Genomic DNA, 25,049 nt, shown 5'->3' with positions numbered 1-25,049 from the left:
TTGTAGTCATTGTTCGTTTGCACTACTTATCGGCGATTGACTTGTTTTCGTTGCGGCTGAATAGGCGAACGCCCTTGAAGATTTTCGACAAGGGGTCGATACACTGCACAAGACAGGAGAACCCCCATGCGAATTTTGCTCGTTGCCGCCTTGGCCGTCAGTGTAGTCGGCTGTACCCGTTGGTCGATGGACCATCATTTGAACAATGCCTACCGTGCCTACGGGGTGGGTGATTGCGAGCGTGTCACCCTTGAGCTGTCCCAGGTCGACCGTGAAAGCCGTACCCGCCGCTATGTGCAACCGGAGGTCTCGATGTTGCGCGGGCAATGCCTGGAGCGGCAGAAACTGTTCGTCGATGCGGCACAAACCTACCAGTTCATCATCAGCCAATACCCATCGAGTGAGTACGCCTATCGTGCCCGAGCCCGGCTCGATACCTTGCAGCAGCTGGGGCACTACTCGGGAGCCAGCGTGGCACAGCCACGTCCCGCATCGTTGTAATGATATTTGTGATTTGATTGCTGGCCTGTTGCCAGGCGTGGGCTATCCTTTCAATGTCCGTTTGTACAAGTTTCCATTCAAACGGATGAGGCGCCCGGATTTGGCAGTTGTTTTGGCAATGCAATAGCTATTGCCACACCGATATCCAGGCAGAGCGGGCAATGGGCTCGTTCCGAATCACTGGCACGGTCAGATACATGGCCACTGGATGGCGATTTCATCATGATTACCGAACGAAGGATCGAACGGCATCAGTTACCTTGTTTTTTGCAGGTGTTCAATCGTCTTACCGACAAGCCTATCGGCTTTCTGGGCAATCTCTCTGAAGAAGGGCTGATGTTGATCAGCCAATTACCCATGATGGTCGATGCGGATTTTGAGTTGCGCTTGAAGATCCCCGGATCTGACGGCGAGTTTCAGTACGTTGACCTGACGGCCACCTGTTTGTGGAGTTATGAGGACATCAACCCACAGCATTATGATTCCGGCTTCTGCATACGTCAGGCGTCCGAAGAGTATCGGCAGTTGATCACTGCGTTGTTGCATTATTTCAGTTTCGATCCTCTGCAGGCCTCTGCTTGAACACTGCGTGTTGTCGGCTCGGTCAGGCGCTTGTCCTCGACCGGGCCGTACGTTTTTTTAGAAAGCCCCGGCTTTTTTCCAGCTCTGATAGCGCGTGACCAACTTGGCTCCCAACTCGGACGGCAGGGCATCGAGCACCGATAGCCCATGGGCGTTCAAACGATCATGCAGTTCATTGCGGGTGTTGAGGTAATCAATCGCGCCACTGTAGGCCAATGCTTCCGACAGGGTCTGCACGGGGACTTGGCGCAGTTCATCGAGGACATGTTCTCGCAGGCTGGCCACCATCACCCGGTGCTGCCGACTGATACGGTTGACGGCAGTCATGAGTGCCTCATCGTCTTCATCCCTTAGGTTGGTCACCACGATCACCAGCGCCCGACGCTTTTGTCGAGCCAGCAGATGGCTTGCGGCGGCCTCATAGTCGGCTGTTTTACGGGTGGTATCCAGGTCGTAAACCGTATTGAGCAATACGTTCAGTTGGCCACTACCCTTGACCGGTGCCAGGTAACGCGGCTGGTCACTGGCAACGGTGCACAGACCCACGGCATCGCCCTGTCGCAACGCGACGTAGCTGAGCAACAGGCAGGCGTTGAGGGCGTGATCGAAATGGGAGAGCTCGTCGTCCTGGCTGCGCATGCGCCGACCGCAGTCGAGCATGAACACGATTTGCTGGTCGCGCTCATCCTGGTATTCGCGGGCGATTGGCGTGCGTTGCCGTGCCGTCGCTTTCCAATCGATCTGGCGCAGGCTGTCACCCTCGCGAAACTCGCGCAGCTGATGAAACTCAAGCCCCAACCCTCGTCGCGGGCGTTGACGTACACCGAGTTGGCTCAGCCAGTTATCCACACCCTGCAACTGTGCGCCGTACAATCGGGCGAAATCCGGGTAAACGCGGGTAGCGTCCCGAGCGTCGATCAAGCGTCGAGCCGACCATAGCCCTAAGTGACTGGGCAGGTGGATTTCGCAACGACTGAAGCTGAAATGCCCTCGTCGCAAGGGGCGAACGCGATAGCCCAGCTCGCTGCGCTCGCCAGGTCGCAACTCGATGGACTGCGGCAGGTTCTCCAGGCTCAAGCCATCCGGTACGTGATCGAACACCGTCAAGGTGATGGGTTGTGGATAACTGTGCTGCACTGCCAGCCTGATTTCCCCCCAGCGTCCCAGCGCCAGGCTGCCGGGTAATTGCCGTTCTACTCGCGGCGAAGGGCGGCGGCGCAGGCGTAAAGCGTCCAGCAGTGAGAGCAGCAACAATGCCAGCAACAAGCCCCAGGCCACCGAATGCAACGTGCCGGGCACCTTGAGCTGCAAGGCTGCCGCAGCACCCAGCACAATATTCAAGCCCAGCAGCACGCCAAGCCAGGTCAGAAGCAGACGGGTTGGTTTCATTGCCGGGTCATTGCCTTGGTGCCGCAATTTGATCAAGCAACTGCTTGAGTACCTGGTCCACTTCCAATCCTTCTATGTCCAGCTCAGGCGCAATACGTACCCGGTGACGCAGTACCGCCAGGGCGCAGCCCTTGATGTCGTCTGGCGTGACGAATTCCCCGCCGCGCAACAGGGCCCGGGCACGAGCTCCACGTACCAGAGCGATCGAGGCCCGTGGGCCGGCGCCGATGGTCAGCCCTGGCCAGCTGCGAGTGGCGCGCGCTATCCGTACCGCATAATCGAGGACTTGTTCATCCAGGGGCATCTCACTGGCTATCTGTTGCAGCTGCACCACATCGTCTGCCTGCAGCACAGTGCGTAATGGTTGCACGTCCAGCATGTCGGCCCTGGATGACCGGGTCACTTCGCGCACCATATCCAGCTCTTGTCGAGCGTCGGGATAATCCATGCGCACCTTGAGCATAAAGCGATCCAGCTCGGCTTCCGGTAGCGGGTAAGTACCTTCCTGTTCGATGGGGTTCTGGGTCGCCAGCACCATGAACGGTTGGCCGATGGGCAAGGCTTCCCCTTCAAGCGTGACTTGGCGCTCCTGCATGGCCTCAAGCAGCGCCGCTTGCGTCTTGGCCGGAGCTCGGTTGATTTCATCGGCCAGTAGCAGGTGCGTAAACAACGGCCCCTTGCGCAACTTGAACTGTTGGCTTTGCAGGTCGTACACGGCATGCCCGGTGACGTCGCTGGGCATCAGGTCGGGGGTGAACTGGATGCGTGCGAAATCGCCACCAAAGCAGCGGGCCAGTGCCCGGACCAGCAGGGTCTTACCCAGGCCAGGCACCCCTTCGAGCAATACATGGCCTCCCGCGATCAATGCCGTGAGCACGTCATCAATGACCTGATCCTGGCCGATCACGGCTTTGCGCAATTCAACGCGCAAAGCCTGGGCTTGCTGGCTGGCCTGCTGCAGGGTTGTGGTGTTCAGGACGGTGGACGGTGGGTATTCGCTCATAAGGCATTCCTGAGAGTTTGCAGGCTGGTCACCTGGCGGCTGAAATCGGCGCTGGAGAGCCGTTTCAACGGGAGTGGGCCGAGTGCCTGGCGGATGGCATCGGAGGGTTGTCGAGTCAGGTTTTCCAGTACCTGCCATTGTGCTGCCGTGTCCAGGTGTTCAAAGCCTGGATGGCGCTTGCGGGCGGTGCGCAGGATGTCGCGTTGCAGCGCTTGCAACAGTGCGGCCTGCCCGCCGCGACGCAGCAGGAAATCGGCGCTGGCCTTCAAGTGTTCCTGCAACTGCCGGCGCGCTCGGGGGACGGGCGCCTGTATCGGGCCTTGGCGCATGCCGACGTGCCAGAGCGCCAGGCTTATCAGTGCGACGAGCGCTACCAATGCCTGTGGGAAATAACGCATCAACAGGGTCAGCAAGTTTTCCACGTCGCTGTTGAACAGCAAGGTGACGTCGGTGTTCTGGTTGAGGTACCACAGCAGCCAGGCGTTATCGTGCTTGCCGATATTCGGGGTTTTCCACAGGTCGCTGTCGGTGACCACCGTTACATGGCCTTGCCCCAGGTCAAGTTGCATCAGGTGGCTGGACTTGGCGCTATTGGCTGAAAACTGGGCAAGGTGTCTCGGGTCAGTGAGGTTGAAGTCGGTATCGAAACTGAAGTAGGCCGGGGCGGTTTCGTTGTCGACGTAAAGCTTGGTCAGGTCCGGTGCTTTCTTTTTACGCGGTGATGCCGGCTCGTCGAACGCATCACTCAGGGCCTGATGGATATTCAGGCGATCGAGCAGCAGGTCGCCGCTTTTGCCCGTTTCCTCATCCCATAACGCCTCGGCCACCACCAGCAGGTGGCCACCGGCTTTTGCCCAATCCAGCAGTTGTTCAACCTGGCGCGGGGTCATGTTGCTACGCTCACCCAGCAGTAACAGGCTTTGGCCTTTAGCTGGGCGATCGGTTAGCCGTTCGATGCCATAGGCATGTTCCACTGCCAGGCCTTGGCTGCGTAGAAAGTACTCGGCTGCCAGGTAGGGATTGGCCAGCGCTTGCGCAGACGGACCGTGGTCCACCACTTCGTCATAAGGGATCGCCTTGTGCCAGGCGTACAAAGCACCGGCTCCCAGCAGCCCAGCCAGCAGCAGCGTCACCCACAGTAATGGCCTGTTCATGGGCGCACTCCCGAACTGAAGAGTGCGCGCCAATCGTTGCAAAGCTGTTGTTGGGCAGCGGCGGGAGGCAGGCGGTGACCGTACGCAAGGTTTTGCCAGTGGCGCGTCAGCTCATCACTGAAGGCCAGCAATTGCGGTTGCCTCAAATGATGAATGTGTTCCAGTACCTGGCCTTCGGTATCGGCGCTTTTCAGCGGCAAATTGAATTCATGCAGTAATCGGCTGAGCAGGCCGCGATACAACAAGCCCAGTGCTTCCCGTGGTTGGCTGGCCCATAGCTGTTCGGCAGCGCCGGCGATGTCTTCCGGCAAGGTTTCAACTCCCAGTTCCAACCCGAACAACTGAGCGGGAACCGGTTTGAGCGTTTTGGGTAAAGGCTGCCGGATACGGCTGACGAATGTGCGCAGCCATTCACGGTAGCGCCACAGCAGCAGGGCGACTGCGCCGAGCATCAGGCTCCACAGCAGTATCTCCAAGCCTTGGGCAACGTGTTTGAAGGCATTGCTGTTGAGGTTATCCAAGAGTGCCTGCAACCAGGCTGGCAATTTACCATCGCCTTTTGTTTTGCTTTTGACGGCTGTTTTTTCTTCACCAAAGCGATAACGGGTGACGGTTTCAGGGTTCTTGAAGGGAGGGTTTTCCAGCACCGACTGAATGGATTGGCTGGCCGAGTGAGTGCTGAGCGGTTTGGAAACAACCGGTTCGCTCGCCATGGCGGGTGGGGTGAAGGGTGTGAGCATCAACCCGACCACCAGCAGCAGTAGCGGTACGATGCTACTCAGGCGTTGGCGCAGGTTGCGGAATATCAGCTCCAGGTCCCAGGCTTCCAGGACGGTACGGCGATTGAGGTACAGGCTGAAGCCGCAGGCGACGTAGATGGGCTCCCAGAACACCAGGATCAGGGCATAGAAGGCGTTGCCCAGATGGTCCAGCCACAGTTCGTTGGCGTCTGCTGCCAATGCCATTCGTTGCCAGTCCCAATCCATTTCTATTTGTTTTGGAATGAACAGGTAGAACAGGGCCATGCAACCCAGCCATAGGCCGATTTCCAGGTGCATCCCTATGAGGGTCAGCCAGCGTGCGGCTCCAGCGTTATGTTGCAGCAATACCCCCAGGCGCTTCTGACGTGCCGGGCCGTCCAGGCCCTCAAGCTGGCTGACCGGCAGCACAAAGCTGCGGCTCAGGCTCAGTCGGCGCCAGGTCAGGCTGGCCAGCAGTTGGCCCTTGAGCAGGCGCGGCCAATGGCGTACGGCCTGCCTGATGCCTGGTATTTCACCAAATAGCGCCTTGGAAAGGATGTACAGCGGGAGGCGGTCGAAGGCCGGCTTGAGCCACCAGAACAGCAACAGGGAGAAAGACGGATACTCCCAGAGCAACACCGTGAGCAAGGTAAATATCGGCAAAGTGACCATCGCCCAACTGCTCATCAGCAGGCGACGATGTTCTCTGGCCATCAATCCACCAAGGTCCATGGCTTCCCAGGAGGTACGCGGGCGAATGGCCACGCTGGCGTCAGTCAGGCGCATGACGGGTCCGTCCAGCCAGGCTCAGATAAGCGACCACCAAACACCAGAATGTGGTGCCCACGAGGTATTTGATCCAGGGGGCAATCGTGGCGATGGATGACCAGTACGCTTCGATGAACGCCGCGATCAACAGGAATATCATCACGCCACAGAGCATCTGCACGCTTTTGCGCGCTGCCAGGCGCAGGGATTCGCTGCGCGTCAAATGCCCGGGGGCTATCAACGACCAGCCCAGTTGCAAGCCTGCCGCACCGGCCAGTGCGATGCCACTGAGTTCGAATGCACCGTGACCGATCACAAATGACCAGAACGTCTGGCCGTAACCGATTTCGGTCAGGTGTCCGGATATCGCCCCGATGATCAGCCCGTTGAAAATCAGGAGGAACACGCTGCCCACGCCGAACAGCAAGCCGGCGGCAAATGTCTGGAAGGCAATGCCGATGTTGTGCATCACGTAGTAGCCGAACATCATCCAGTCTTCGCTGGAGGCCCGTTCGGCCGCACGGCCCAGGTGGCTGGCATCAGGGTCGTACATGCCTTGCATTTCAGCGACCTGTTGGGGGCTGACGATGCTGTAGATCAGGTCAGGGAACAGATAGACCAGCAGGGCTATAGCCACCAGGCTGCCGAAGAACAACAGGCCGGCGATCAGCACAAAACGCCACTGTTCGCGTACCAGGCGGGGGAAGTCGGCCAGGATGAAGGCCAGTACGTTCGCCGCCAATTGGCTGCGATGACGATAGAGTTGTTGGTGGCCACGCAGCGCAAGTTGCTGCAGCGGGTCCACCAGGTAACTGCTATAGCCGCGCTCCTGGGCCAGGGCCAGGTGTTGGCACAACCGCCGGTACTGATAGGGGAAGTCGGTGACATCAGCGGCCTTGGCTTTACCTTGTTCCAACTGCTCCAGTTGTTTGGCGAAGGCTTGCCATTGCTGCTGGTGGCGGCTTTCAAATTGGCTCTGCTTCATGTCGGCCCCAACAGGCCACGGGCCACGCCATTGAGTTGTTCGGCAGCACGAGCCGGGGACACGTGCAGGGGCACGGCAAGGATTGCGGCCAGTTCATGCACGCGCTCGGCCGACAGTTCGCCCTGGCGTTCGGCGAAAGCGAGGATTGCACGTTGTTCGTTCAGGTCCAGTGCAAAGGGCAGGCGCAGGGGGGCGGCTTGAGGTATGCGGGGCCGAACCAGCGGCTGCTCGCGATAGACCACCAGCGTCCCGGCGGCCAGGTCGCCGAGCCGTTTGAAATGGGGATGTTGCAGGCAACTGATGGCGCCGAGGAAGTAGCCGAAAGGCAGCATGTCGACAAAGCGCAACAGGTTGCGGATCAGGGAGGACGACCAGCCGATGGGAGTACCGTCGTCCTGTACGACACGCAGGCCCATGACCTGCTTGCCTGGGGAGCTGCCTTGGTTGAGGACTTCAAACAGCACCATGTACCACCAACTGACCAGGAACAGGAGCAACGAGCCCAGGCCGATGCCGATGTTGCCGAGCAGCGCCAGTGGCACGAGCAGGAGGCCCATGAGCAGCCCACGCAAACCCAGGTCAAAAGCAAAGGCTAATACACGTACCAGCAAGCCGGCGGGACGCAGGGGCAGGTCGATACCCTCCGGGGTCTCGATCTGGTAGCGGGTGTCCAGCGGGGCTGATGACATTGCGATCCTTGGCAGTGCTGAGCGGTTCAGAGACACGGATGCTAGCAGTGTCGACGCCGGAAGCAACCATTCAAGGTTTTGCTGGATATTTGTACAGTGCATGTAGCGCTGGCCCCGGACGCCTCGCTGCGCCTAGACTTTGTCGATCTTCAGTACAGGAATAGCCCGTGACCTCCATTTTCTGGTACGACTATGAAACCACCGGCATCAACCCGCGCAGCGATCGTCCGCTCCAGGTGGCCGGCATTCGTACCGACCTCGAACTCAACGAGATCGGCCCGCCGCTCAATCTTTATTGTCAGCCCAGCGACGATATCCTGCCCCATCCGGCGGCATGCGCGATCACGGGTATTACTCCGGGCGTACTGGCGGAGAAGGGCCTGGCCGAAGCCGATTTCATGACACGGGTGCATACCGAGCTGGCTGCGCCCGGTACGTGCGGTGCAGGCTATAACACCCTGCGGTTCGACGATGAAATGACGCGCTACAGCTTGTATCGAAATTTTTTCGACCCTTACGCACGCGAGTGGCAGGGGGGGAACAGTCGCTGGGATCTGATTGATGTGGTTCGCACCGCCTACGCCCTGCGTCCCGAGGGGATTGTCTGGCCGGAGCAGGATGGGCGGGTCACCCTCAAGCTTGAGCGGCTGACCCAGGCCAATGGGATCGATCACGGGCAGGCCCATGATGCGCTGTCCGATGTGCGTGCGACCATCGCCTTGGCGCGGTTGGTTCGAGAAAAACAGCCCAAGCTGTACGAATGGCTGTTTCAATTGCGCAGTAAGCAGCGGGTGATGGACCAGGTGCGTCTGTTGCAACCGATGGTGCATATCTCCGGGCGCTTTTCCGCCGAGCGCCACTACGTGGGGGTGGTGCTGCCGCTGGCCTGGCACCCGCGCAATCGCAATGCATTGATCGTCTGTGACCTTGGGCTCGACCCCCAGGCCTTGCTGGACCTGGATGCCGATGTGTTGCGTCAGCGCCTCTATACACGCCGTGATGACTTGAAGGAAGGTGAGCTACCGGTTCCGCTCAAGTTGTTGCATATCAACCGTTGCCCGGTCGTTGCTCCACTGAATGTATTGCGGGCGCAGGATCGTGAGCGGCTTCAGTTAGATATGGACACCTGTCAGGCGCGGGCGCTGCGACTAACTGACGCACAGGAAGTTTGGCGTGACAAGTTGGCCGCCATTTACAGCGAGGAGGATTTTGCACCGAGTGCCGACCCTGAGCAGCAGCTCTACGATGGTTTTATTGGCGACCGCGATCGCCGCTTATGTGAACAAGTCCGTGCGGCAGAGCCTGCACAACTAGCACGCCAGCAGTGGCCTTTCGATGATCATCGTTTGCCGGAATTATTATTTCGCTACCGTGCCCGTAACTTTCCTGAAACCCTGGACAGGGACGAGCAACAACGTTGGAAACTTTTCTGTCAGCAGCGTTTGTCAAATCCGCAATGGGGGGCACCCAATACTCTGCTGGCATTTAAACAGGCGTGCGAGGAGTTGGCTGTTAGTGCTACACCGTTTCAGTGCCAGGTACTGGGCCAATGGCAGGAGTATGCCGATTCGCTGGCAGCGCGTTTGAACTCGTAGTCAGAAATTGCAGAATATTCAGACATAAAAAACGCCAGCAAGCTGGCGTTTTTTATGTATCGCGTATCAGGCGAGAGCCCGGCTCGGCTTAGCCCAGCAGAGTAGCCCAGCCTTCAACCACGTCGCCGCCCCACTTGGCTTTCCACTCTTTCAGCGTCTTGTGGTTGCCGCCTTTGGTTTCAATCACTTCGCCGTTGTGCGGGTTCTTGTATTGCTTGACCTTGCGCGCACGCTTGGTACCGGTGGTTTTCACGGCGCCACGCGGTGCTTTAACTTTCGACTCTGGATCCAGCAGGGCGATGATGTCGCGCAGGGACTTGGAGTATTCGCCCATCAGAGTGCGCAGTTTGCCTTCGAATTCCAGCTCGGTTTTCAGCTTGTCGTCTTGGGACAGGTTTTTCAAACGCGCTTGCAGCTCTTTGATAGCTTCTTCGGTGGCGCGGTATTCGTTGATCAGTGACATGGGGACTACCTTATGTAGAGCGCTGATTGACAGGGACAGTGAGCTAATAATAGTCAGGCAATTTCATCAAGTAAACATTTAAGCAGGCATTTATGTGAATTACTTTGAATGTTTGTGGTAAAGCTGCGCAGTCGAGTTAATTAGTCGGTCGCCGACCTAAAGATAATCCTGTTTGTTTTTTGATAATTCCTTGAGCTGGCCGTTGTACGGTCATATAGACGAGGTAAAACCTTACGCTATTAAGGGGTGTCCTCTCGGTCTGGATTCAGAATAAGGTGCAAGGAATACTGCAGTTTTTCTGCGCAATCGCTAGAATGGCGGCCTTTGCGAAGTTCTGGAGTTTCCCCCTAATGCGCACTTTTCGGCTGGTGATTGCTTGCCCGGACCGGGTTGGCATCGTTGCCAAAGTCAGTAACTTTCTGGCCTCCCATAATGGCTGGATCACCGAAGCGAGCCATCACTCGGACGATCTCAGCGGTTGGTTTTTCATGCGGCACGAAATCCGTGCCGACACGCTGCCCTTTGGTCTTGAGGCCTTCCGCGAGGCGTTTGCGCCGATCGCCGAAGAGTTCTCGATGACCTGGCACATCACCGACACCGAACAGAAAAAGCGTGTCGTGCTGATGGCCAGTCGTGAGTCCCACTGCCTCGCCGACCTGCTGCACCGCTGGCACAGCGATGAGCTCGATTGCGAGATCGCCTGTGTGATCTCCAACCATGACGACCTGCGCAGCATGGTCGAATGGCATGGCATCCCGTACTACCACGTACCGGTCAATCCGCAGGACAAGGAGCCCGCGTTCGCCGAGGTCTCGCGTCTGGTCAAGCAGCACGAGGCCGACGTGGTGGTGCTGGCGCGCTACATGCAGATCCTGCCGCCGGAACTGTGCCGCGAATACGCCGGCAAGGTGATCAACATTCACCACAGTTTCCTGCCGTCGTTCGTCGGGGCCAAGCCGTATCACCAGGCATCCCTGCGTGGCGTGAAGTTGATTGGCGCAACTTGCCACTACGTTACCGAAGAGCTGGACGCAGGTCCGATCATCGAGCAGGACGTGGTGCGTGTCAGCCACAGTGACAGTATTGAAGACATGGTGCGTTTCGGCCGTGACGTCGAGAAGATGGTGCTGGCGCGTGGCCTGCGTTATCACCTGGAAGATCGCGTACTGGTACACGGCAACAAGACCGTCGTGTTCTGATCCAGCGTTGTGATTGAAGTCAGAAGGGCTTGGGCGTTAAATCGACCCAGGCCCTTTTTACATCTGCGCAGGACTGAGTGATGAGCGACCCGCTGGATAAAGCCACGTCAAAAGCCCCGGCAACATTGGGGGAGGGGTGTTTGAGCCGGTATGACCCGGACGCGCTGGACGCAGAAGACGGCACCGAGTTTCCTGGCGCCGCCGAGTTGTGGGAGCAGGAGCGGCGTAAAGACGAGCCTCTGGAAAAATAGCGGCCCGCCGCTGTATCAGCGACGGGCCTGGGCGTCAGATCCGGAAACTGCCCACCAGTTGCTTCAAGCGCGATGCCTGTTGCTCCAGGTCGGTACAGGCGCGCAGGGTTGATTGCAGGTTTTCCACACCTTCCTGGTTGAGGGTGTTGATTTCGGTGATGTCCATGTTGATCGACTCCACCACGGAGGTCTGCTCTTCGGTGGCGGTAGCGACTGACTGGTTCATACCGTCTATCTCGCCAATGCGCTGGGTCACGCTGCTCAACCGTTCGCCGGCCAGGTTGGCGATCTCCACGCTGTCCTGGCTGTGGCGCTGGCTTTCACTCATGGTGCTGACGGAATCCCGAGCGCCGACCTGAAGCTCCTCAATCATTTTCTGCACTTGTTGCGCCGATTCCTGGGTGCGATGAGCCAGGTTGCGCACTTCGTCGGCCACGACCGCAAACCCTCGGCCGGCCTCCCCGGCCCGCGCCGCTTCGATGGCGGCGTTGAGCGCCAACAGGTTGGTCTGCTGGGAGATGCTGGTGATCACCTCGAGGATCTGGCCGATATTGACCGTCTTGCTGTTGAGCGCTTCGATATTGTTGCCGGAAGCGCTGATCATCTCGGACAGTTGGTTCATCGCCTTGATGTTGCTTTCCACCACTTGCTGACCGTCTTCGGCCAAACTCCGCGCGTCACTGGCTTGCTGCGAAGCCTGTGCCGCGTTGCGCGCGATTTCCTGGGCGGCGGCGCCCAGTTGGTTGATGGCGGCGGCGACGCTGTTGGTGCGATTAGCCTGTTCGTCCGAGTTGACCATCGACGAGTTGGAGGCGCTGACCACCCGCAAGGCCACTTCGTTGACCTGTTCGGTGGCCGAGGACACTTCGCGAATCGAAGTGTGGATACGCTCCACGAACCGGTTGAACGCCTCGCCCAGGGTGCCGAATTCGTCATGATTCTGGATGGTCAGGCGTCGGGTCAGGTCGCCCTCGCCATCGGCGATGTCCTGCATGGCCCGGGTCATCACATTCAACGGTTGCAGCAAGACGCGGATCAGCATGCCCAGAAGGGCGATGATGATCACCACGGCGATGATCGTGGCGATCACCGCCGACGTGCGGAACTGGCTGAGCATCGCGAAGGATTTGTCTTTATCTACCGAAACGCCCAGGTACCAGTTCACCGATGGCAAACCCTTGATCGGTGTAAAGGTCACGATATTGGTTTTGCCGTTGGCCTCGACTTCGCTGAAGTCGGCGCTGATCTTGGGGGTGTTCTTCGGGTACACCTCTGCCAGAGTCTTCATGACCAGGTTTTTGTCCGGGTGCACCAGCACTTTACCGTCGGCACTGACCAGGAACGCGTAGCCCATGCCGCCGAAGTTCAGCGCGCTGATGTTATCTACCAGGGTTTGCAGGCTCAGGTCTCCGCCCACCACACCAATACTCTGGCCGCCCTTGGCGCTGGGGGTGGCGATGGAAATGATCAACTGCCCGGTGGCCGCATCGATATAGGGTTCGGTCAGGGTCGAACCGTTGCTGCTCTGGGCGCCTTTGTACCAGGGACGGACGCGCGGATCGAAACCGTCCGGCATCTTGGCATCGGGGCGGATGGTAAAGGCCCCTTTACTGTCGCCGACGTAGGTCGCCATAAAGGAAGAGGTCAGCGCTTTCTGTTCCAGCAAGTTGGCGACGGCGGACGGTTCGGGATTGATGGCGATGTTTTGTGCGGCGTTTTCCACCAGCACGATACGCCCGGCAAGCCAGGTTTGAATGTTGCTGGCGGTGACACCGCCCATTTCATGCAGGTAGTTATTCAGGTCGTCGCGTATCGCGTTGCGTTGCAGATAGTCGTTATAGAGGGTAAACAACGCGAAGGCGGCGATGACGATAAGGGCGGCTGCAAGCAGGATTTTGTGGCTGAAGCGCAGGTTTTTATTCATGGCTTGTAGGGTCCGCTAAGGTCTTAAATATCCAAAGCGCGTCCTTTTGGGAGGCGCAAAATGGCAGCGTCAAAAAAGGTGTGGTACTTCTGGTGATAGCTCTGTGGGTTTTTGTAGGAACCCTCCGACCTATTTTTAGACTTTGTGGGTCTCACATTGGCCTGTATCGGCTTGGCTGCACTAAAGATTAACCATAGGTGACGAAATGCCTGACTCCACACAACTTCTTATCGGTGCCGGCCCTGACGGCCAGCCCATTGCTCAGGCCATGCGCCTGGCCAACCGCCATGGCCTGATTGCCGGTGCCACAGGCACGGGCAAGACCGTCACCCTGCAACGCCTCGCGGAAGCCTTCAGCGATGCGGGCGTGGCGGTATTCGCCGCCGACATCAAGGGGGATCTCTGCGGCCTGGGTGCCGCAGCCTTCCCTCAGGGTAAAGTCGCCGAGCGTATTGCAGACATGCCTTTCCTCAATTACACCGCGCAGCCTTACCCGGTCACGCTGTGGGATATCCACGGGCAATCCGGCCATCCGTTGCGTACGACCATCAGCGAAATGGGGCCGTTGTTGCTCGGCAGCCTGCTGGAACTCACTGACAGCCAACAGTCGGCGCTCTATGCCACTTTCAAGGTAGCGGATCGTGAGGGCTTGCTGCTGTTGGATCTCAAGGACCTCAAGGCACTGCTCAACCACCTGCGCTATCACCCGGAACTGCTGGGCGACGATGCGGCGTTGATGACCACCGGCTCCAGCCAGGCGCTGTTGCGGCGCCTGGCGGTGCTGGAGCAGCAGGGTGCCGAAGCCTTGTTTGGCGAGCCGGCCCTGCAGCTCGAAGATATTTTGCAGCCCGACGGCGACGGGCGTGGGCGGATCCACCTGCTGGACGCCAGCCGCCTTGTACATGAGGCGCCGAAGGTCTACGCGACCTTCCTGTTGTGGCTTCTGGCTGAGTTGTTCGAGCAGCTGCCTGAGCGTGGCGATGCCGACAAGCCCCTCTTGGCGTTGTTTTTCGACGAAGCGCATTTGTTGTTCGCGGACACGCCCAAGGCCCTGCAGGACCGTTTGGAGCAAGTGGTGCGCCTGATTCGCTCCAAAGGGGTGGGCGTGTACTTTGTCACGCAATCCCCGGGTGACTTGCCTGACACGGTGCTCGCGCAACTGGGGCTGCGCATACAACACGGTTTGCGAGCCTTCACCACCAAGGAACAGAAATCCCTGCGGGCGGTGGCCGAGGGTTTTCGTCCCAACCCGGCGTTCGATACCTTGGCGGTGCTGACCGAACTGGGCACCGGCGAGGCGCTGGTGGGCACCTTGCAGGAAAAAGGCACACCGGAAGTTGTCCAGCGGGTACTAGTCGCGCCGCCACAATCGCGGATCGGGCCGCTCACTGAGACCGAACGGGCTGCGTTGATCGCCCGTTCATCTTTGCTCGGGCGCTACGACAAACCGATAGATCGTGAGTCGGCCTATGAAGTGCTGATGGCTCGCAAGGACCTGGGGCCCGAGGAACCAAGCAAGCCGGCGGCCGAAGAGCCGAGCTTTACCGACAAGGCCGGCGCATTTCTGGGCACGACGGCAGGCAAGGCGCTGAAATCAGCGATGCAGCAGGCCGCCAATCAGATGGGCCGCCAGTTGGTGCGTGGGTTGTTGGGGTCGCTGTTGGGCGGCGGCAAGCGCAAATAGCGGTCAGGGTTTGCGCCTGGCGTGGGCGGCCAGCCGCTGCAGCGCCGCGCGCAGGCCCGGATCATTGATCTCATCGGCCGTAGCCTGAATGGTTTCGGCCGCATTTTCCGAGAGGTCCACCGTATGCCCCACTGCGCGTGGCTGCACGGCTGGGGGCTGCACTTTGAACTGGATGCGCGTCAGGCCGGCAAACTCGTCAAAGGCCATCAGTTGTCGTTGCAGGCGTTTTTGTTGATAGCGCAACCGGGTGGCCCAATGGCCATCGGTGACAATCAGCAGCAAATGGCCTTCTCGCCACGACGCTACATGACAATGTTCACGCGCGGCCGGTTGCAACTGGCTTTCGAGCAGGCGTTGCAGAAGGCCCAGGCGTTGCGCATGGCCAAAGATGGCTTTCAGCGGCTTGGCTTCGCGAAGCAACGCGCCGGGCGCGCGGGCTGGTTGATGGCGTAACGCCATATCTAGACACCTGAGGTAACAGAGTGGTCATCTTAACAGAAAGCGCCCGTAAGCCCCCTGGCCATGCGTCCGCGTAGTTTTCCCGTAAAATCAATCGGTAACTTCTGCCTTCCATGGGTTGAAGTTCCAGTAAAAGCCCTTATTTTAAAAAGGGCCTCTCACAGTGCCATGCCTGCCTCGTGCAATAACGCCACTTTCCTCACCCACGATTCCGGGTAGAATGCGCGTTCGCATGCGGCCGTGAGGGCTGCTCGGGCCACTCACGGTGCGCCCTCCATCCCTATGTGTGGAAGAACCTGCCGATATGTTTGCGCCTTTGTTAAAGAAACTTTTTGGAAGCAAGAATGAGCGCGAAGTCAAACGCATGCTCAAGACGGTGCAACTGGTCAATGCCCTCGAAGAGCAGATGGTTGCCCTTTCGGACGACCAATTGCGCGCCAAGACCCAAGAGTTCAAGGCCCGCATAGCCAAAGGTGAAACCCTCGACAAACTGCTTCCCGAAGCCTTTGCGGTCGCCCGTGAAGCCGGTAAGCGTGTCATGGGCATGCGCCACTTCGACGTTCAGTTGATCGGCGGCATGACCTTGCATGAAGGCATGATTGCCGAAATGCGTACCGGTGAAGGCAAGACCCTGGTGGCAACCCTGGGCGTTTACCTCAACGCACTGTCCGGCAAGGGCGTGCACGTGGTGACGGTGAACGACTACCTGGCTCGCCGGGACGCCAACTGGATGCGCCCGCTCTATGAATTCCTCGGCCTGACCGTCGGCGTGGTAACGCCTTTCCAGCCGCCGGAAGAGAAGCGTGCCGCCTACGCTGCCGACATCACCTACGGTACCAACAACGAATTCGGTTTCGACTATCTGCGCGACAACATGGCGTTCAGCATGGAAGAAAAATTCCAGCGTGAACTCAACTTTGCCGTGATCGACGAAGTCGACTCCATCCTGATCGACGAAGCCCGTACTCCGCTGATCATCTCCGGCCAGGCCGAAGACAGCTCGCGCCTGTACACCGAAATCAACAAACTGATTCCGCGTCTGACCCAGCACATCGAAGAAGTGGAAGGCGTCGTGACCAAAGAAGGTCACTTCACGATCGACGAGAAGACCCGTCAGGTCGAACTCAACGAAGCCGGTCACCAGTTCGTCGAAGAAATGCTGACCCAGATCGGGGAACTGGCCGAGGGCGAAAGCCTGTACTCGGCACACAACCTGGGCCTCTTGACCCACGTTTACGCAGGCCTGCGTGCCCACAAGCTGTTCCATCGCAATGTTGAATACATCGTGCAGGACGGCCAGGTCGTGCTGGTCGACGAACACACCGGGCGTACCATGCCGGGTCGCCGTCTGTCCGAAGGCCTGCACCAGGCCATCGAAGCCAAGGAAAACCTCAACATCCAGGCTGAAAGCCAGACGTTGGCGTCGACGACCTTCCAGAACTACTTCCGTCTGTACAACAAGCTGTCCGGCATGACCGGTACGGCCGACACCGAAGCGTTCGAATTCCACCAGATCTACAACCTGGCCGTGATGGTGATTCCGCCAAACAAGCCGCTGGCGCGTAAGGATTTCAACGACCTGGTATTCCTGACTGCCGAAGAGAAATACGCGGCAATCATCAACGATATCAAGGACGGCATGGCCAAAGGCCGCCCGATCCTGGTGGGTACCGCTACCATCGAGACTTCCGAGCACGTGTCCAACCTGCTCAACAAGGAAGGTATCGAGCACAAGGTCCTCAACGCCAAGTTCCACGAAAAAGAAGCCGAGATCATCGCCCAGGCCGGTCGCCCAGGCGCGCTGACCATTGCCACCAACATGGCCGGTCGTGGTACCGACATCCTGTTGGGCGGTAACTGGGAAGTGGAAGTCGCGGCACTGGAAAACCCGAGCCCCGAGCAGATCGCCCAGATCAAGGCCGACTGGCAGAAACGCCATCAGGCCGTGCTGGAATCCGGTGGCCTGCAGGTGATTGCGTCCGAGCGTCATGAATCGCGTCGTATCGACAACCAGCTGCGTGGCCGTGCCGGTCGCCAGGGTGACGCCGGTTCCAGCCGTTTCTACCTGTCCCTGGAAGACAGCCTGATGCGTATCTTCGCCTCGGACCGGGTGAAGAACTTCATGAAAGCCCTGGGGATGCAGTCCGGCGAGGCGATCGAGCACCGCATGGTGACCAACGCCATCGAGAAGGCGCAGCGCAAGGTCGAAGGCCGCAACTTCGACATTCGTAAGCAACTGCTCGAGTTCGACGACGTCAACAACGAACAGCGTAAGGTGATCTATCACATGCGTAACACGTTGCTGGCCGCCGACAACATTGGCGAGACCATCGCCGATTTCCGTCAGGACGTGCTCAACGCCACCGTCAGCGCCCATATCCCGCCACAGTCCCTGCCTGAGCAGTGGGATGTCGCCGGCCTGGAAGCGGCCTTGAAGAGCGACTTCGGTGTTGACCTGCCGGTTCAGCAGTGGCTGGACGAAGACGATCACCTGTACGAAGAGACGCTGCGCGAGAAGCTGATGACCGAGCTGCTGGCCGCGTACAACGAAAAAGAAGAGCAGGCGAGTGCCGAAGCACTGCGCACCTTCGAAAAACAAATCGTACTGCGCGTGCTGGACGACCTGTGGAAAGACCACCTGTCGACCATGGATCACCTGCGTCACGGCATCCACTTGCGTGGCTACGCCCAGAAGAACCCGAAGCAGGAGTACAAGCGCGAGTCGTTCACGCTGTTCTCCGAACTGCTGGACTCGATCAAGCGCGATTCGATTCGTGTGCTGTCCCACGTTCAGGTGCGTCGCGAAGACCCGGCCGAGGAAGAGGCTCGTCTGCGTCAGGAAGCCGAAGCGCTGGCCGCCCGCATGCAGTTCCAGCATGACGAGGCACCGGGCCTGGAAGCGCCTGAAGTCTTGGGCGAAGAGGTGGATGTGGCGCTGGCTCAAACGCCGGTTCGCAACGATCAGAAGCTGGGCCGCAACGAACTGTGCTACTGCGGTTCGGGCAAGAAATTCAAACACTGCCACGGCCAGATCGAATAAGATTTTCGCCCGACGCTGCAATACTCCGCGCCGCGACCGGCTTTTGCCGTCGCGGCGTTTTGCCATTAATTTCACCGTCGCTTACGACGGCACAGACACCCCCTATTTTTGAGGAGCGCATTCATGGCTGTTGGTCTTGGTCCTTTGCCCACATTGCACCCGGTTGCCGGTTTCGAACTTGGTATCGCTTCGGCCGGCATCAAGCGTCCGGGGCGCAAGGATGTGGTGGTGATGCGCTGTGCCGAAGGCTCGACCGTGGCGGGTGTGTTCACCCTCAACGCGTTCTGCGCGGCACCGGTGATCCTGGCCAAGCAGCGCGTTGCCGGTTCGATTCGTTATCTGCTGACCAACACCGGTAATGCCAACGCCGGTACCGGCGAGCCAGGCCTGGTTGCCGCTGCGCGCACGTGTGCCAAGCTGGCCCAATTGGCGGGCGTAGACGCCAGCCAAGTGCTGCCGTACTCCACCGGTGTGATCGGTGAGCCACTGCCGGTGGAAAAAATCGAAGGCGCCTTGCAAGCCGCCCTGGACGACCTGTCTGTGGATAACTGGGCCGCCGCCGCCACTGGCATCATGACCACTGACACTCTGCCCAAGGGCGCGAGCCGTCAGTTCGTGCACGAAGGCGTGACCGTCACGGTGACCGGCATCAGCAAGGGCGCCGGCATGATCCGTCCGAACATGGCCACCATGCTCGGCTACATCGCCACCGATGCCAAGGTTTCCCGCGAGGTACTGCACAAGCTGATGCTGGATGGCGCCAACAAGTCGTTCAACCGCATCACCATCGACGGTGACACCTCCACCAACGATTGCTGCATGTTGATCGCAACCGGCAAGGCCAACCTGCCGGAAATCACTACCACCGAAGGCCCTTTGTTCGACGCGCTGAAAAAGGCGGTGTTTGAAGTGTGCATGGACGTGGCCCAGGCCATCGTGCGCGACGGCGAGGGCGCTACCAAGTTCGTCACCGTTGAAGTCAACGGCGGCGGCAACCACCAGGAATGCCTGGATGTGGGCTATACCGTGGCCCACTCGCCACTGATCAAAACCGCACTGTTCGCCTCTGACCCGAACTGGGGGCGCATCCTGGCGGCCGTTGGCCGTGCCGGTGTGCCGGACCTGGACGTGAGCAAGATCGACGTGTTCCTGGGCGATGTGTGCATTGCCAGCCGCGGTGCCCGTGCTGAAACTTACACCGAAGCCCAGGGCTCGGCGGTGATGCAGCAGGAAGAAATCACCATCCGTATCGAGCTGGGTCGTGGCGAGTGCAGCGAAACCATCTGGACCACCGACCTGTCCCACGAGTACGTGAAGATCAACGCGGAATACCGTACCTGATAGCCAAGAGGATAAACGCGGTGAAACGAGTGCATGTAGCAGCAGCGGTGATCCGCGGTGCCGACGGCAGGATTCTGCTGGCGCGCCGTGCCGATACCCAGCATCAGGGCGGCCTCTGGGAGTTTCCTGGGGGCAAGGTGGAGGCCGATGAGTCGGTGGCAACCGCCTTGTCGCGCGAGCTGCACGAAGAGCTGGGCATCCGGGTCACCACGGCCCGGCCGCTGATCAAGGTGCAACACGACTACCCGGACAAGCAGGTGTTACTGGATGTCTGGGAGGTCTCGGCGTTTACCGGCGAGCCTCATGGTGCCGAAGGGCAACCGCTGGAATGGGTAGCGCCTCGGGACTTGATCAACTATGAGTTCCCGGCGGCCAATGCTCCGATCGTTGCCGCTGCGCGCTTGCCTGCCGAGTACCTGATCACCCCGGGTGAGCTGGAAACCCCCACGCTGCTGCGCGGCCTTCAGAAAGCCATTGCCGGTGGTATCAAGCTGGTTCAACTGCGTGCGCCCAACGGTTACGACCCCAAGTATCGTGACCTGGCGGTGGATGCGGTTGGCCTGTGTGCCGGCAAGGCCCAGTTGATGCTCAAGGGGCCGTTCGAGTGGCTGGGGGACTTTCCTTCGGCCGGTTGGCACATGACTTCGGCGCAACTGCGTAAATACGCGAGCAAGGGGCGGCCGTTGCCGAAGGACCGCTGGCTGGCGGCCTCGTGCCACAACGCCGAAGAACTGGCCCTGGCGCAAATGATGGATGTGGATTTCGTCACGCTGTCACCGGTGCAGCCGACCCTGACGCATCCCGATGCACAACCTTTGGGCTGGGAACAGGCGGCGCAGTTGATCAGTGGGTTCAGCAAGCCGGTGTTTCTGTTGGGTGGGCTTGGGCCCGCCGAGCGGGAGCAGGCCTGGGAAGCCGGGGCTCAGGGTGTGGCAGGGATCCGGGCGTTCTGGCCTGAAGTCTGATCAGCCATTGATAGCCTCATCGGGAGCAAGCTCCCTCCCACAAGGGCAACTTGTTCAACTGTGGGAGGGGGCTTGCTCCCGATAGGGCCCGATCAGTCACTACACAACCCTCAGTGTGGTTTAGCCGCCGCCTGCCACAAAACCTCCGCAACACCTTGGCGCCTGGCAATCACCCGCGCCGCCACAAACAGCAGATCCGATAACCGATTGATATAGGCCAGCCCCACGCCTTCCAGCGGCTCAAGCGCATTCAACTGCTGACAGCGCCGTTCTGCACTGCGCGCCAGGCTGCGGCATACATGAGCTTGCGCGATCAGCGCCGAACCACCCGGCAGGATGAAGTTCTCCAGCGGCCCGACTTCTTCATTCCAGCGGTCAATCGCCGCTTCCAGCCGATCCACTTCCGCTGCATTCAAGGCTTTGTACACCGGCATTGCCAGTTCACCGCCCAGGTCGAACAACCGATGCTGACAAGGCGTCAGCACCTCGATCACATCCTTGAGTTCAGGGTGCTTGCCGCTCTGTTCCTCAAGATTGGCCAGCAGCAGGCCCAATTGACTGTTCAAAGTGTCGACCTCGCCAATAGCCTCCACCCGCGGATGGTCCTTGGGCACGCGACGGCCGTCGCCGAGGCCGGTCTCGCCTTGGTCGCCGGTACGGGTGTAGATCTTCGACAGGCGAAAGCCCATGGTCATTGCTCCGGTTGGGTGAGTTCGTAAGGTAATTGGCTGCCAGCCAAGGGCAGGCGCAGCGTGAAGCAGGTACCTTGGCCGAGGGTCGACTGTACTTCCATCTGGCCCTTGTGGTTGTTGGTGATGATGAAGTACGAGACCGACAGCCCGAGCCCGGTGCCCTGGCCGATTTCCTTGGTGGTGAAGAACGGTTCGAAGGTGCGCTTGCGCACGCTTTCGCTCATGCCGATGCCATTGTCTTCCACCTGGATTTCGGCCCACGGCGGGTTGAGGCGGGTGCGCAAGATAATGCGCCCCGGCTCGCTGTCGTCTTCACGCAGGTGAATGGCCTGGGCGGCGTTTTTCAGCAAGTTGAGCAACACCTGTTCCAGCTCGTTGGCGGTGCCCGGTACCGGGCCTAACAGTGGATCGAATTGGCGGATGATCGCCTGGCCTTTGAAGTCGAAGCCGATGGTCAGGTCAAAGTCGTTACCGGCGATTTCCACTGCCTGGTCGATCAGCGCCGGCAGATCGCAGGGCGCCATTTGCCGATTGCTACGGCGGCTGAAACTGAGCATGTGGGTGACGATCTTCGCAGCCCGAGCGCCGGCTTGTTGGATGCCGTCGAGCAACTGCGGCACTTCGCGGCTTTGCAGGTAGCGGTTGACGGTGTCCAGCTCGATGCCTGCCTGTTCGGCGTGTTCCAGGTTCTTGGGCAGGTCGGGAGACAGGCGGCGGCGAATGTTCTGGACGTTGTGCAGGATGGCTCCCAGCGGGTTGTTGATCTCATGGGCCATGCCTGCGGCAAGCCCGCCGACGGAGAGCATTTTTTCCGACTGCACCATCATTTCCTCAAGCGACAGGCGCTGGGTGATGTCGTCGATCCGGATTACCACGCCGCGCCCGGCACCGCCCATCAACGGGTAAAACGTCAGGGCGTAATGCTTGGGCTCGTCATCCTTGACCCAGGTGACGCGCTCGATGCGTTCCACGCTGTGCTGCTCGACCGCGGCCTTGAGTTGCCTCAGGTAGGGTTTGAGCGGCTGGAAGGCGAGAAAGATCGGTTGATTCAGCGCTTCATCCAGGCGTGTCCCGGAAAGGGCGCTGGCTTCCTGGTTCCACTGGGTGACGTAGAGCTGTTCGTCCAAGGCGATCAGCGCCGACGGCATCGAGTCGATGATGCTGTTCAGGTAGTTCTGGAAACCGGTGAGTTTTTTCTCGATCTTGCTGCGAACCTGTACTTCCAGCTCGAGTTTGCGGTTGGTATGACGGGTTTCCTCGGCCAGGCCCTGGGCTTGGTCGTAAGCGGCTTGGGAGTCATCACGGGCGCGTTTGAGCTGCTGCTCGCGGGCTTCGATGCGCGACAACATGGTGTTGAAGGCTTCCGCCAGGCTGCCGATCTCGTCATGGTTGCCGCGCCCGGCGCGCAAGGAATAGTTCTCTTCGCGAGTCACTTGACGCGACAGCTCTTCCAGTTCGTGGATGGGGCGAGTGATCAGGCGCTTGATCTGTCGGGCAATGACCAGCCACAGCAGCACGCTGAAAATCAGGATGCCCAGGCTGGCCGTCAGCGTGCCGGTATAAAAGGCCATCGGCAGTTCGCTGCTGGCCACCAGCAGCAGATGCCCGGGAGGCTGGCCGGGACGGGGCAGGGTGATGACCTGGTTGCTGCGAAACTCAGTGAGGCGCCAAGCCTCGATATGCCGGTAATTATCCGGCAGGTGCAGGCGATTGGCGTGCTGCATCTGCGCCAGGCGAGTGCCTTCGCCGTCATACAGTGCGGCGGCGCGCAGCGGTGAATAGCTGGTCAGTTCATTGAGCAGGGCTTCGGCCTTGGTGGACGATTCGAGGGCTTCAGCGGCCAGTGACGGGTTGGACACCAACCGCCCGATAGCCTGTAGCGCCTGGGGCGCCATGCTTTCCTGGGAGATCCAGTAAGCCGCGCTGATGAACGTCAGGTTGGCCACCAACAATACGGTGGTCAACAACACCAGCAAGGCGGCCAGCAGTTTCTGCCCTACCGGTAGATTTTCAAGACGCTGGCGCAATGGCATCAGGGTTTTCCCAGGTGATAGACAGGTAGGCAGGGTAGCGCGTGCCTCAGTCGCTGGCCAATCCGTGTGCACGCAAGTGCTCGACCAGGCGCGCCTGTACCTGTTGCAGGTGCGGCAGGGCCAATTGATGGCGGGCAGCGGCTTCGCAGGCGTAGCCCAGCAGGTAGCTGATTTCGGTACGGCTGCGGTTGGCCACATCCTGATACATGGACGAGTAGTTGGCGGCGGTGGCCTGGATCACCCGTTCCACTTCACTGTGCAAATGCTCGGCAGCGGCCGGCTGGCCGCTGCATTCGAGTAACTCGGTCAGCTCGGCGCACAGGGTCGCCACTTCACATTGATGGTTTTGCAGGCCGCCGTTGCGGCACTGGTACAGCACGGTCAAAGGGTTGATCGCACAGTTGAGGGCCAGCTTGCGCCAGAGGCGCGTGAGAATCGCGGTGCTCCATTCGTGGGGGATGCCCGCGGCGTGCAGGTCATCCAGCCACAGCGGTGGCGTGGGGTGGGCGGCATCGCCCAGCCACGTGTAGCCATGGCCGGCAAATACCACGCGCCAGTCGCCGTCGCGGAATGCGCCTTCGGTACTGGAGGCAAAGATGCAGCGGGCCTGGGGCAGTTGGGCTGCGACGGCGTCCTGGCTGCCGAGGCCGTTTTGCAGCAGGACCAGTTCGGCGTCCGGTACCAATCGATGTTGCAACTGGGCTACTGCGCTTTGCGCGTCGTAGGCTTTGCACGCCACCAGCAGGCGATGAATCGGTTCCGGGCTGTCAGGCGTTTCGCCGGTTACCGGATAGGTGTGCGCTATGCCTTGTTCGACCAGCGTCAACCCCGGGCCCGCCCGATAGCTGGCCAGGCGTGCATCATCACGCAGGATCAGCCGTACGGGCAGGCCAGCGCGTGCCAGGCGCGCAGCCCAGAGGGTGCCCAGGCTGCCGGCGCCGAGAATGTGCCAGGTGGTCGACATCAGTTTTTACTCCGTAGGGCTGCTCGCAGTGAACGCGGCGAAAGAACCGCTATAATGCCCCGGCATTTTAGCTCGGGCGCGCTCCATCTCTACTGAGCCCGCCCCTTATATTGGAGAAATGACATGCCTTCGTTCGACGTGGTATCCGAACTGGACAAACACGAAGTCACCAACGCCGTCGAGAACGCCGTCAAGGAGCTGGACCGTCGCTATGACTTGAAAGGCAAGGGCAGCTTCGAATTCAAGGAAAAGGAACTGACCGTCAACCTGACCGCTGAAGCCGATTTCCAGCTGGAAGCGATGATCGAGATCCTCAAGCTGTCCCTGGTTAAACGCAAGATCGACGCGCAATGCCTTGAAATCAAGGATGCCTACGCTTCGGGCAAGCTGATGAAGCAGGAAGCCGTCCTCAAGGAAGGCATCGACAAAGAGCTGGCCAAGAAAATCGTCGCCCACATCAAGGATGCCAAGCTCAAAGTGCAGGCTGCCATCCAGGGTGAGCAGGTGCGGGTCACGGGCAAGAAACGTGATGACCTGCAAGAAGCGATCGCAGCGCTGCGCGCCAAGTCCTTCGACATGCCGCTGCAGTTCAATAACTTCCGCGACTGATGGCTTTGCGGGGAACCCG

At 59.6% G+C, this 25,049-nt stretch carries 22 protein-coding genes and 1 pseudogene; 10 read left to right on the top strand and 13 right to left on the bottom strand.

Annotated elements, in window-relative coordinates:
- Nucleotides 1-126 precede the first annotated feature (126 nt).
- Entirely contained in the window at nucleotides 127-501 is a 375-nt protein-coding gene (locus C9383_RS20825; RefSeq protein WP_060754217.1) for a tetratricopeptide repeat protein, read from the top strand.
- 222 nt (nucleotides 502-723) lie between these two features.
- Nucleotides 724-1,083, top strand: a complete 360-nt coding sequence (locus C9383_RS20820; protein ID WP_090368830.1) for a PilZ domain-containing protein — start codon at nucleotides 724-726, stop codon at nucleotides 1,081-1,083.
- A gap of 57 nt (nucleotides 1,084-1,140) precedes the next feature.
- On the opposite strand, the gene C9383_RS20815 is transcribed toward C9383_RS20820, so the two are convergent.
- The 6 genes from C9383_RS20815 to C9383_RS20790 are packed head-to-tail and all read right to left on the bottom strand — an operon-like array spanning nucleotide 1,141 to nucleotide 7,811.
- Nucleotides 1,141-2,472, bottom strand: coding sequence for a DUF58 domain-containing protein (locus C9383_RS20815; RefSeq protein ID WP_090368832.1), 1,332 nt, complete (start codon nucleotides 2,470-2,472; stop codon nucleotides 1,141-1,143).
- A 7-nt stretch (nucleotides 2,473-2,479) separates the two neighbouring features.
- Nucleotides 2,480-3,475 carry an AAA family ATPase gene (locus tag C9383_RS20810; protein WP_090368834.1) on the bottom strand — a complete coding sequence of 332 codons (996 nt, stop codon included), beginning with the start codon at nucleotides 3,473-3,475 and terminating at the stop codon, nucleotides 2,480-2,482.
- On the bottom strand, nucleotides 3,472-4,629 hold the full coding sequence (locus C9383_RS20805) for a DUF4350 domain-containing protein (RefSeq protein WP_090368836.1): 1,158 nt from the start codon (nucleotides 4,627-4,629) through the stop codon (nucleotides 3,472-3,474). Before C9383_RS20805 ends, C9383_RS20810 begins: the two co-directional genes overlap by 4 nt.
- Entirely contained in the window at nucleotides 4,626-6,155 is a 1,530-nt protein-coding gene (locus C9383_RS20800; protein ID WP_090368837.1) for a DUF4129 domain-containing protein, read from the bottom strand. Before C9383_RS20800 ends, C9383_RS20805 begins: the two co-directional genes overlap by 4 nt.
- Nucleotides 6,142-7,122 carry a stage II sporulation protein M gene (locus C9383_RS20795; protein ID WP_090368839.1) on the bottom strand — a complete coding sequence of 327 codons (981 nt, stop codon included), beginning with the start codon at nucleotides 7,120-7,122 and terminating at the stop codon, nucleotides 6,142-6,144. Before C9383_RS20795 ends, C9383_RS20800 begins: the two co-directional genes overlap by 14 nt.
- Complete coding sequence (locus C9383_RS20790; protein WP_060754210.1) at nucleotides 7,119-7,811, bottom strand: RDD family protein; 693 nt, start codon at nucleotides 7,809-7,811, stop codon at nucleotides 7,119-7,121. The genes C9383_RS20795 and C9383_RS20790 overlap by 4 nt, the downstream gene beginning before the upstream one ends.
- Nucleotides 7,812-7,978: 167 nt before the next feature.
- Between C9383_RS20790 and sbcB the strand changes: the two genes are divergently transcribed.
- Entirely contained in the window at nucleotides 7,979-9,406 is a 1,428-nt protein-coding gene (sbcB, locus tag C9383_RS20785) for an exodeoxyribonuclease I (protein ID WP_090368841.1), read from the top strand.
- Between the two features lie 88 nt (nucleotides 9,407-9,494).
- Here sbcB and mvaT read toward each other — a convergent pair whose 3' ends face one another.
- Nucleotides 9,495-9,869 (bottom strand): histone-like nucleoid-structuring protein MvaT, encoded by a 375-nt coding sequence (mvaT, locus tag C9383_RS20780; protein WP_003175830.1) that lies wholly within the window; start codon nucleotides 9,867-9,869, stop codon nucleotides 9,495-9,497.
- Nucleotides 9,870-10,219: 350 nt separating this feature from the next.
- Here mvaT and purU point away from each other — a divergent pair, with 350 nt between their 5' ends.
- Nucleotides 10,220-11,068: a formyltetrahydrofolate deformylase gene (gene purU, locus C9383_RS20775; protein ID WP_005790961.1), complete on the top strand. Its 849-nt coding sequence runs from the start codon at nucleotides 10,220-10,222 to the stop codon at nucleotides 11,066-11,068.
- A gap of 80 nt (nucleotides 11,069-11,148) precedes the next feature.
- Nucleotides 11,149-11,319, top strand: a complete 171-nt coding sequence (locus C9383_RS28220; protein ID WP_162843520.1) for a hypothetical protein — start codon at nucleotides 11,149-11,151, stop codon at nucleotides 11,317-11,319.
- Nucleotides 11,320-11,353: 34 nt separating this feature from the next.
- On the opposite strand, the gene C9383_RS28730 is transcribed toward C9383_RS28220, so the two are convergent.
- Nucleotides 11,354-12,118: a methyl-accepting chemotaxis protein gene (locus tag C9383_RS28730; protein ID WP_372241681.1), complete on the bottom strand. Its 765-nt coding sequence runs from the start codon at nucleotides 12,116-12,118 to the stop codon at nucleotides 11,354-11,356.
- 93 nt (nucleotides 12,119-12,211) lie between these two features.
- Nucleotides 12,212-13,243: pseudogene (locus C9383_RS28725) on the bottom strand (HAMP domain-containing protein); the annotation flags it as partial.
- A gap of 205 nt (nucleotides 13,244-13,448) precedes the next feature.
- On the opposite strand from C9383_RS28725, the gene C9383_RS20765 reads away from it, so the two are divergent.
- Nucleotides 13,449-14,927 (top strand): helicase HerA-like domain-containing protein, encoded by a 1,479-nt coding sequence (locus C9383_RS20765; protein WP_090368843.1) that lies wholly within the window; start codon nucleotides 13,449-13,451, stop codon nucleotides 14,925-14,927.
- Between the two features lie 3 nt (nucleotides 14,928-14,930).
- Here C9383_RS20765 and C9383_RS20760 read toward each other — a convergent pair whose 3' ends face one another.
- Nucleotides 14,931-15,386, bottom strand: a complete 456-nt coding sequence (locus C9383_RS20760) for a DUF721 domain-containing protein (protein WP_090368845.1) — start codon at nucleotides 15,384-15,386, stop codon at nucleotides 14,931-14,933.
- Nucleotides 15,387-15,690: 304 nt separating this feature from the next.
- Between C9383_RS20760 and secA the strand changes: the two genes are divergently transcribed.
- The 3 genes from secA (at nucleotide 15,691) to C9383_RS20745 (ending at nucleotide 20,732) form a co-directional block, all read left to right on the top strand.
- On the top strand, nucleotides 15,691-18,426 hold the full coding sequence (gene secA / locus C9383_RS20755; protein ID WP_090368847.1) for a preprotein translocase subunit SecA: 2,736 nt from the start codon (nucleotides 15,691-15,693) through the stop codon (nucleotides 18,424-18,426).
- Nucleotides 18,427-18,549: 123 nt separating this feature from the next.
- Complete coding sequence (gene argJ, locus C9383_RS20750; protein WP_060754204.1) at nucleotides 18,550-19,767, top strand: bifunctional glutamate N-acetyltransferase/amino-acid acetyltransferase ArgJ; 1,218 nt, start codon at nucleotides 18,550-18,552, stop codon at nucleotides 19,765-19,767.
- 20 nt (nucleotides 19,768-19,787) lie between these two features.
- Nucleotides 19,788-20,732, top strand: a complete 945-nt coding sequence (locus tag C9383_RS20745; protein ID WP_060754203.1) for a Nudix family hydrolase — start codon at nucleotides 19,788-19,790, stop codon at nucleotides 20,730-20,732.
- A gap of 110 nt (nucleotides 20,733-20,842) precedes the next feature.
- Here C9383_RS20745 and C9383_RS20740 read toward each other — a convergent pair whose 3' ends face one another.
- Genes C9383_RS20740 through C9383_RS20730 form a run of 3 tightly spaced genes read right to left on the bottom strand, consistent with a single transcriptional unit; the run spans nucleotide 20,843 to nucleotide 24,421 of the window.
- Nucleotides 20,843-21,421 carry a cob(I)yrinic acid a,c-diamide adenosyltransferase gene (locus tag C9383_RS20740; RefSeq protein WP_060754202.1) on the bottom strand — a complete coding sequence of 193 codons (579 nt, stop codon included), beginning with the start codon at nucleotides 21,419-21,421 and terminating at the stop codon, nucleotides 20,843-20,845.
- Nucleotides 21,422-21,423: 2 nt separating this feature from the next.
- Nucleotides 21,424-23,457: a sensor histidine kinase gene (locus tag C9383_RS20735; RefSeq protein ID WP_090368849.1), complete on the bottom strand. Its 2,034-nt coding sequence runs from the start codon at nucleotides 23,455-23,457 to the stop codon at nucleotides 21,424-21,426.
- A 46-nt stretch (nucleotides 23,458-23,503) separates the two neighbouring features.
- A complete protein-coding gene (locus tag C9383_RS20730; protein ID WP_090368851.1) occupies nucleotides 23,504-24,421 on the bottom strand; it encodes a putative 2-dehydropantoate 2-reductase in 918 nt (305 codons plus the stop codon).
- Between the two features lie 123 nt (nucleotides 24,422-24,544).
- Between C9383_RS20730 and C9383_RS20725 the strand changes: the two genes are divergently transcribed.
- On the top strand, nucleotides 24,545-25,030 hold the full coding sequence (locus tag C9383_RS20725; protein ID WP_060754199.1) for a YajQ family cyclic di-GMP-binding protein: 486 nt from the start codon (nucleotides 24,545-24,547) through the stop codon (nucleotides 25,028-25,030).
- Nucleotides 25,031-25,049: the final 19 nt, after the last annotated feature.

The sequence above is a fragment of the Pseudomonas palleroniana genome (assembly GCF_003031675.1).
GTDB classification, from domain to species: Bacteria; Pseudomonadota; Gammaproteobacteria; order Pseudomonadales; family Pseudomonadaceae; genus Aquipseudomonas; species Aquipseudomonas palleroniana.
The sequence above is the reverse complement of the archived record's forward strand: the minus strand, read 5'-3'. Positions and strand labels throughout refer to the sequence as shown.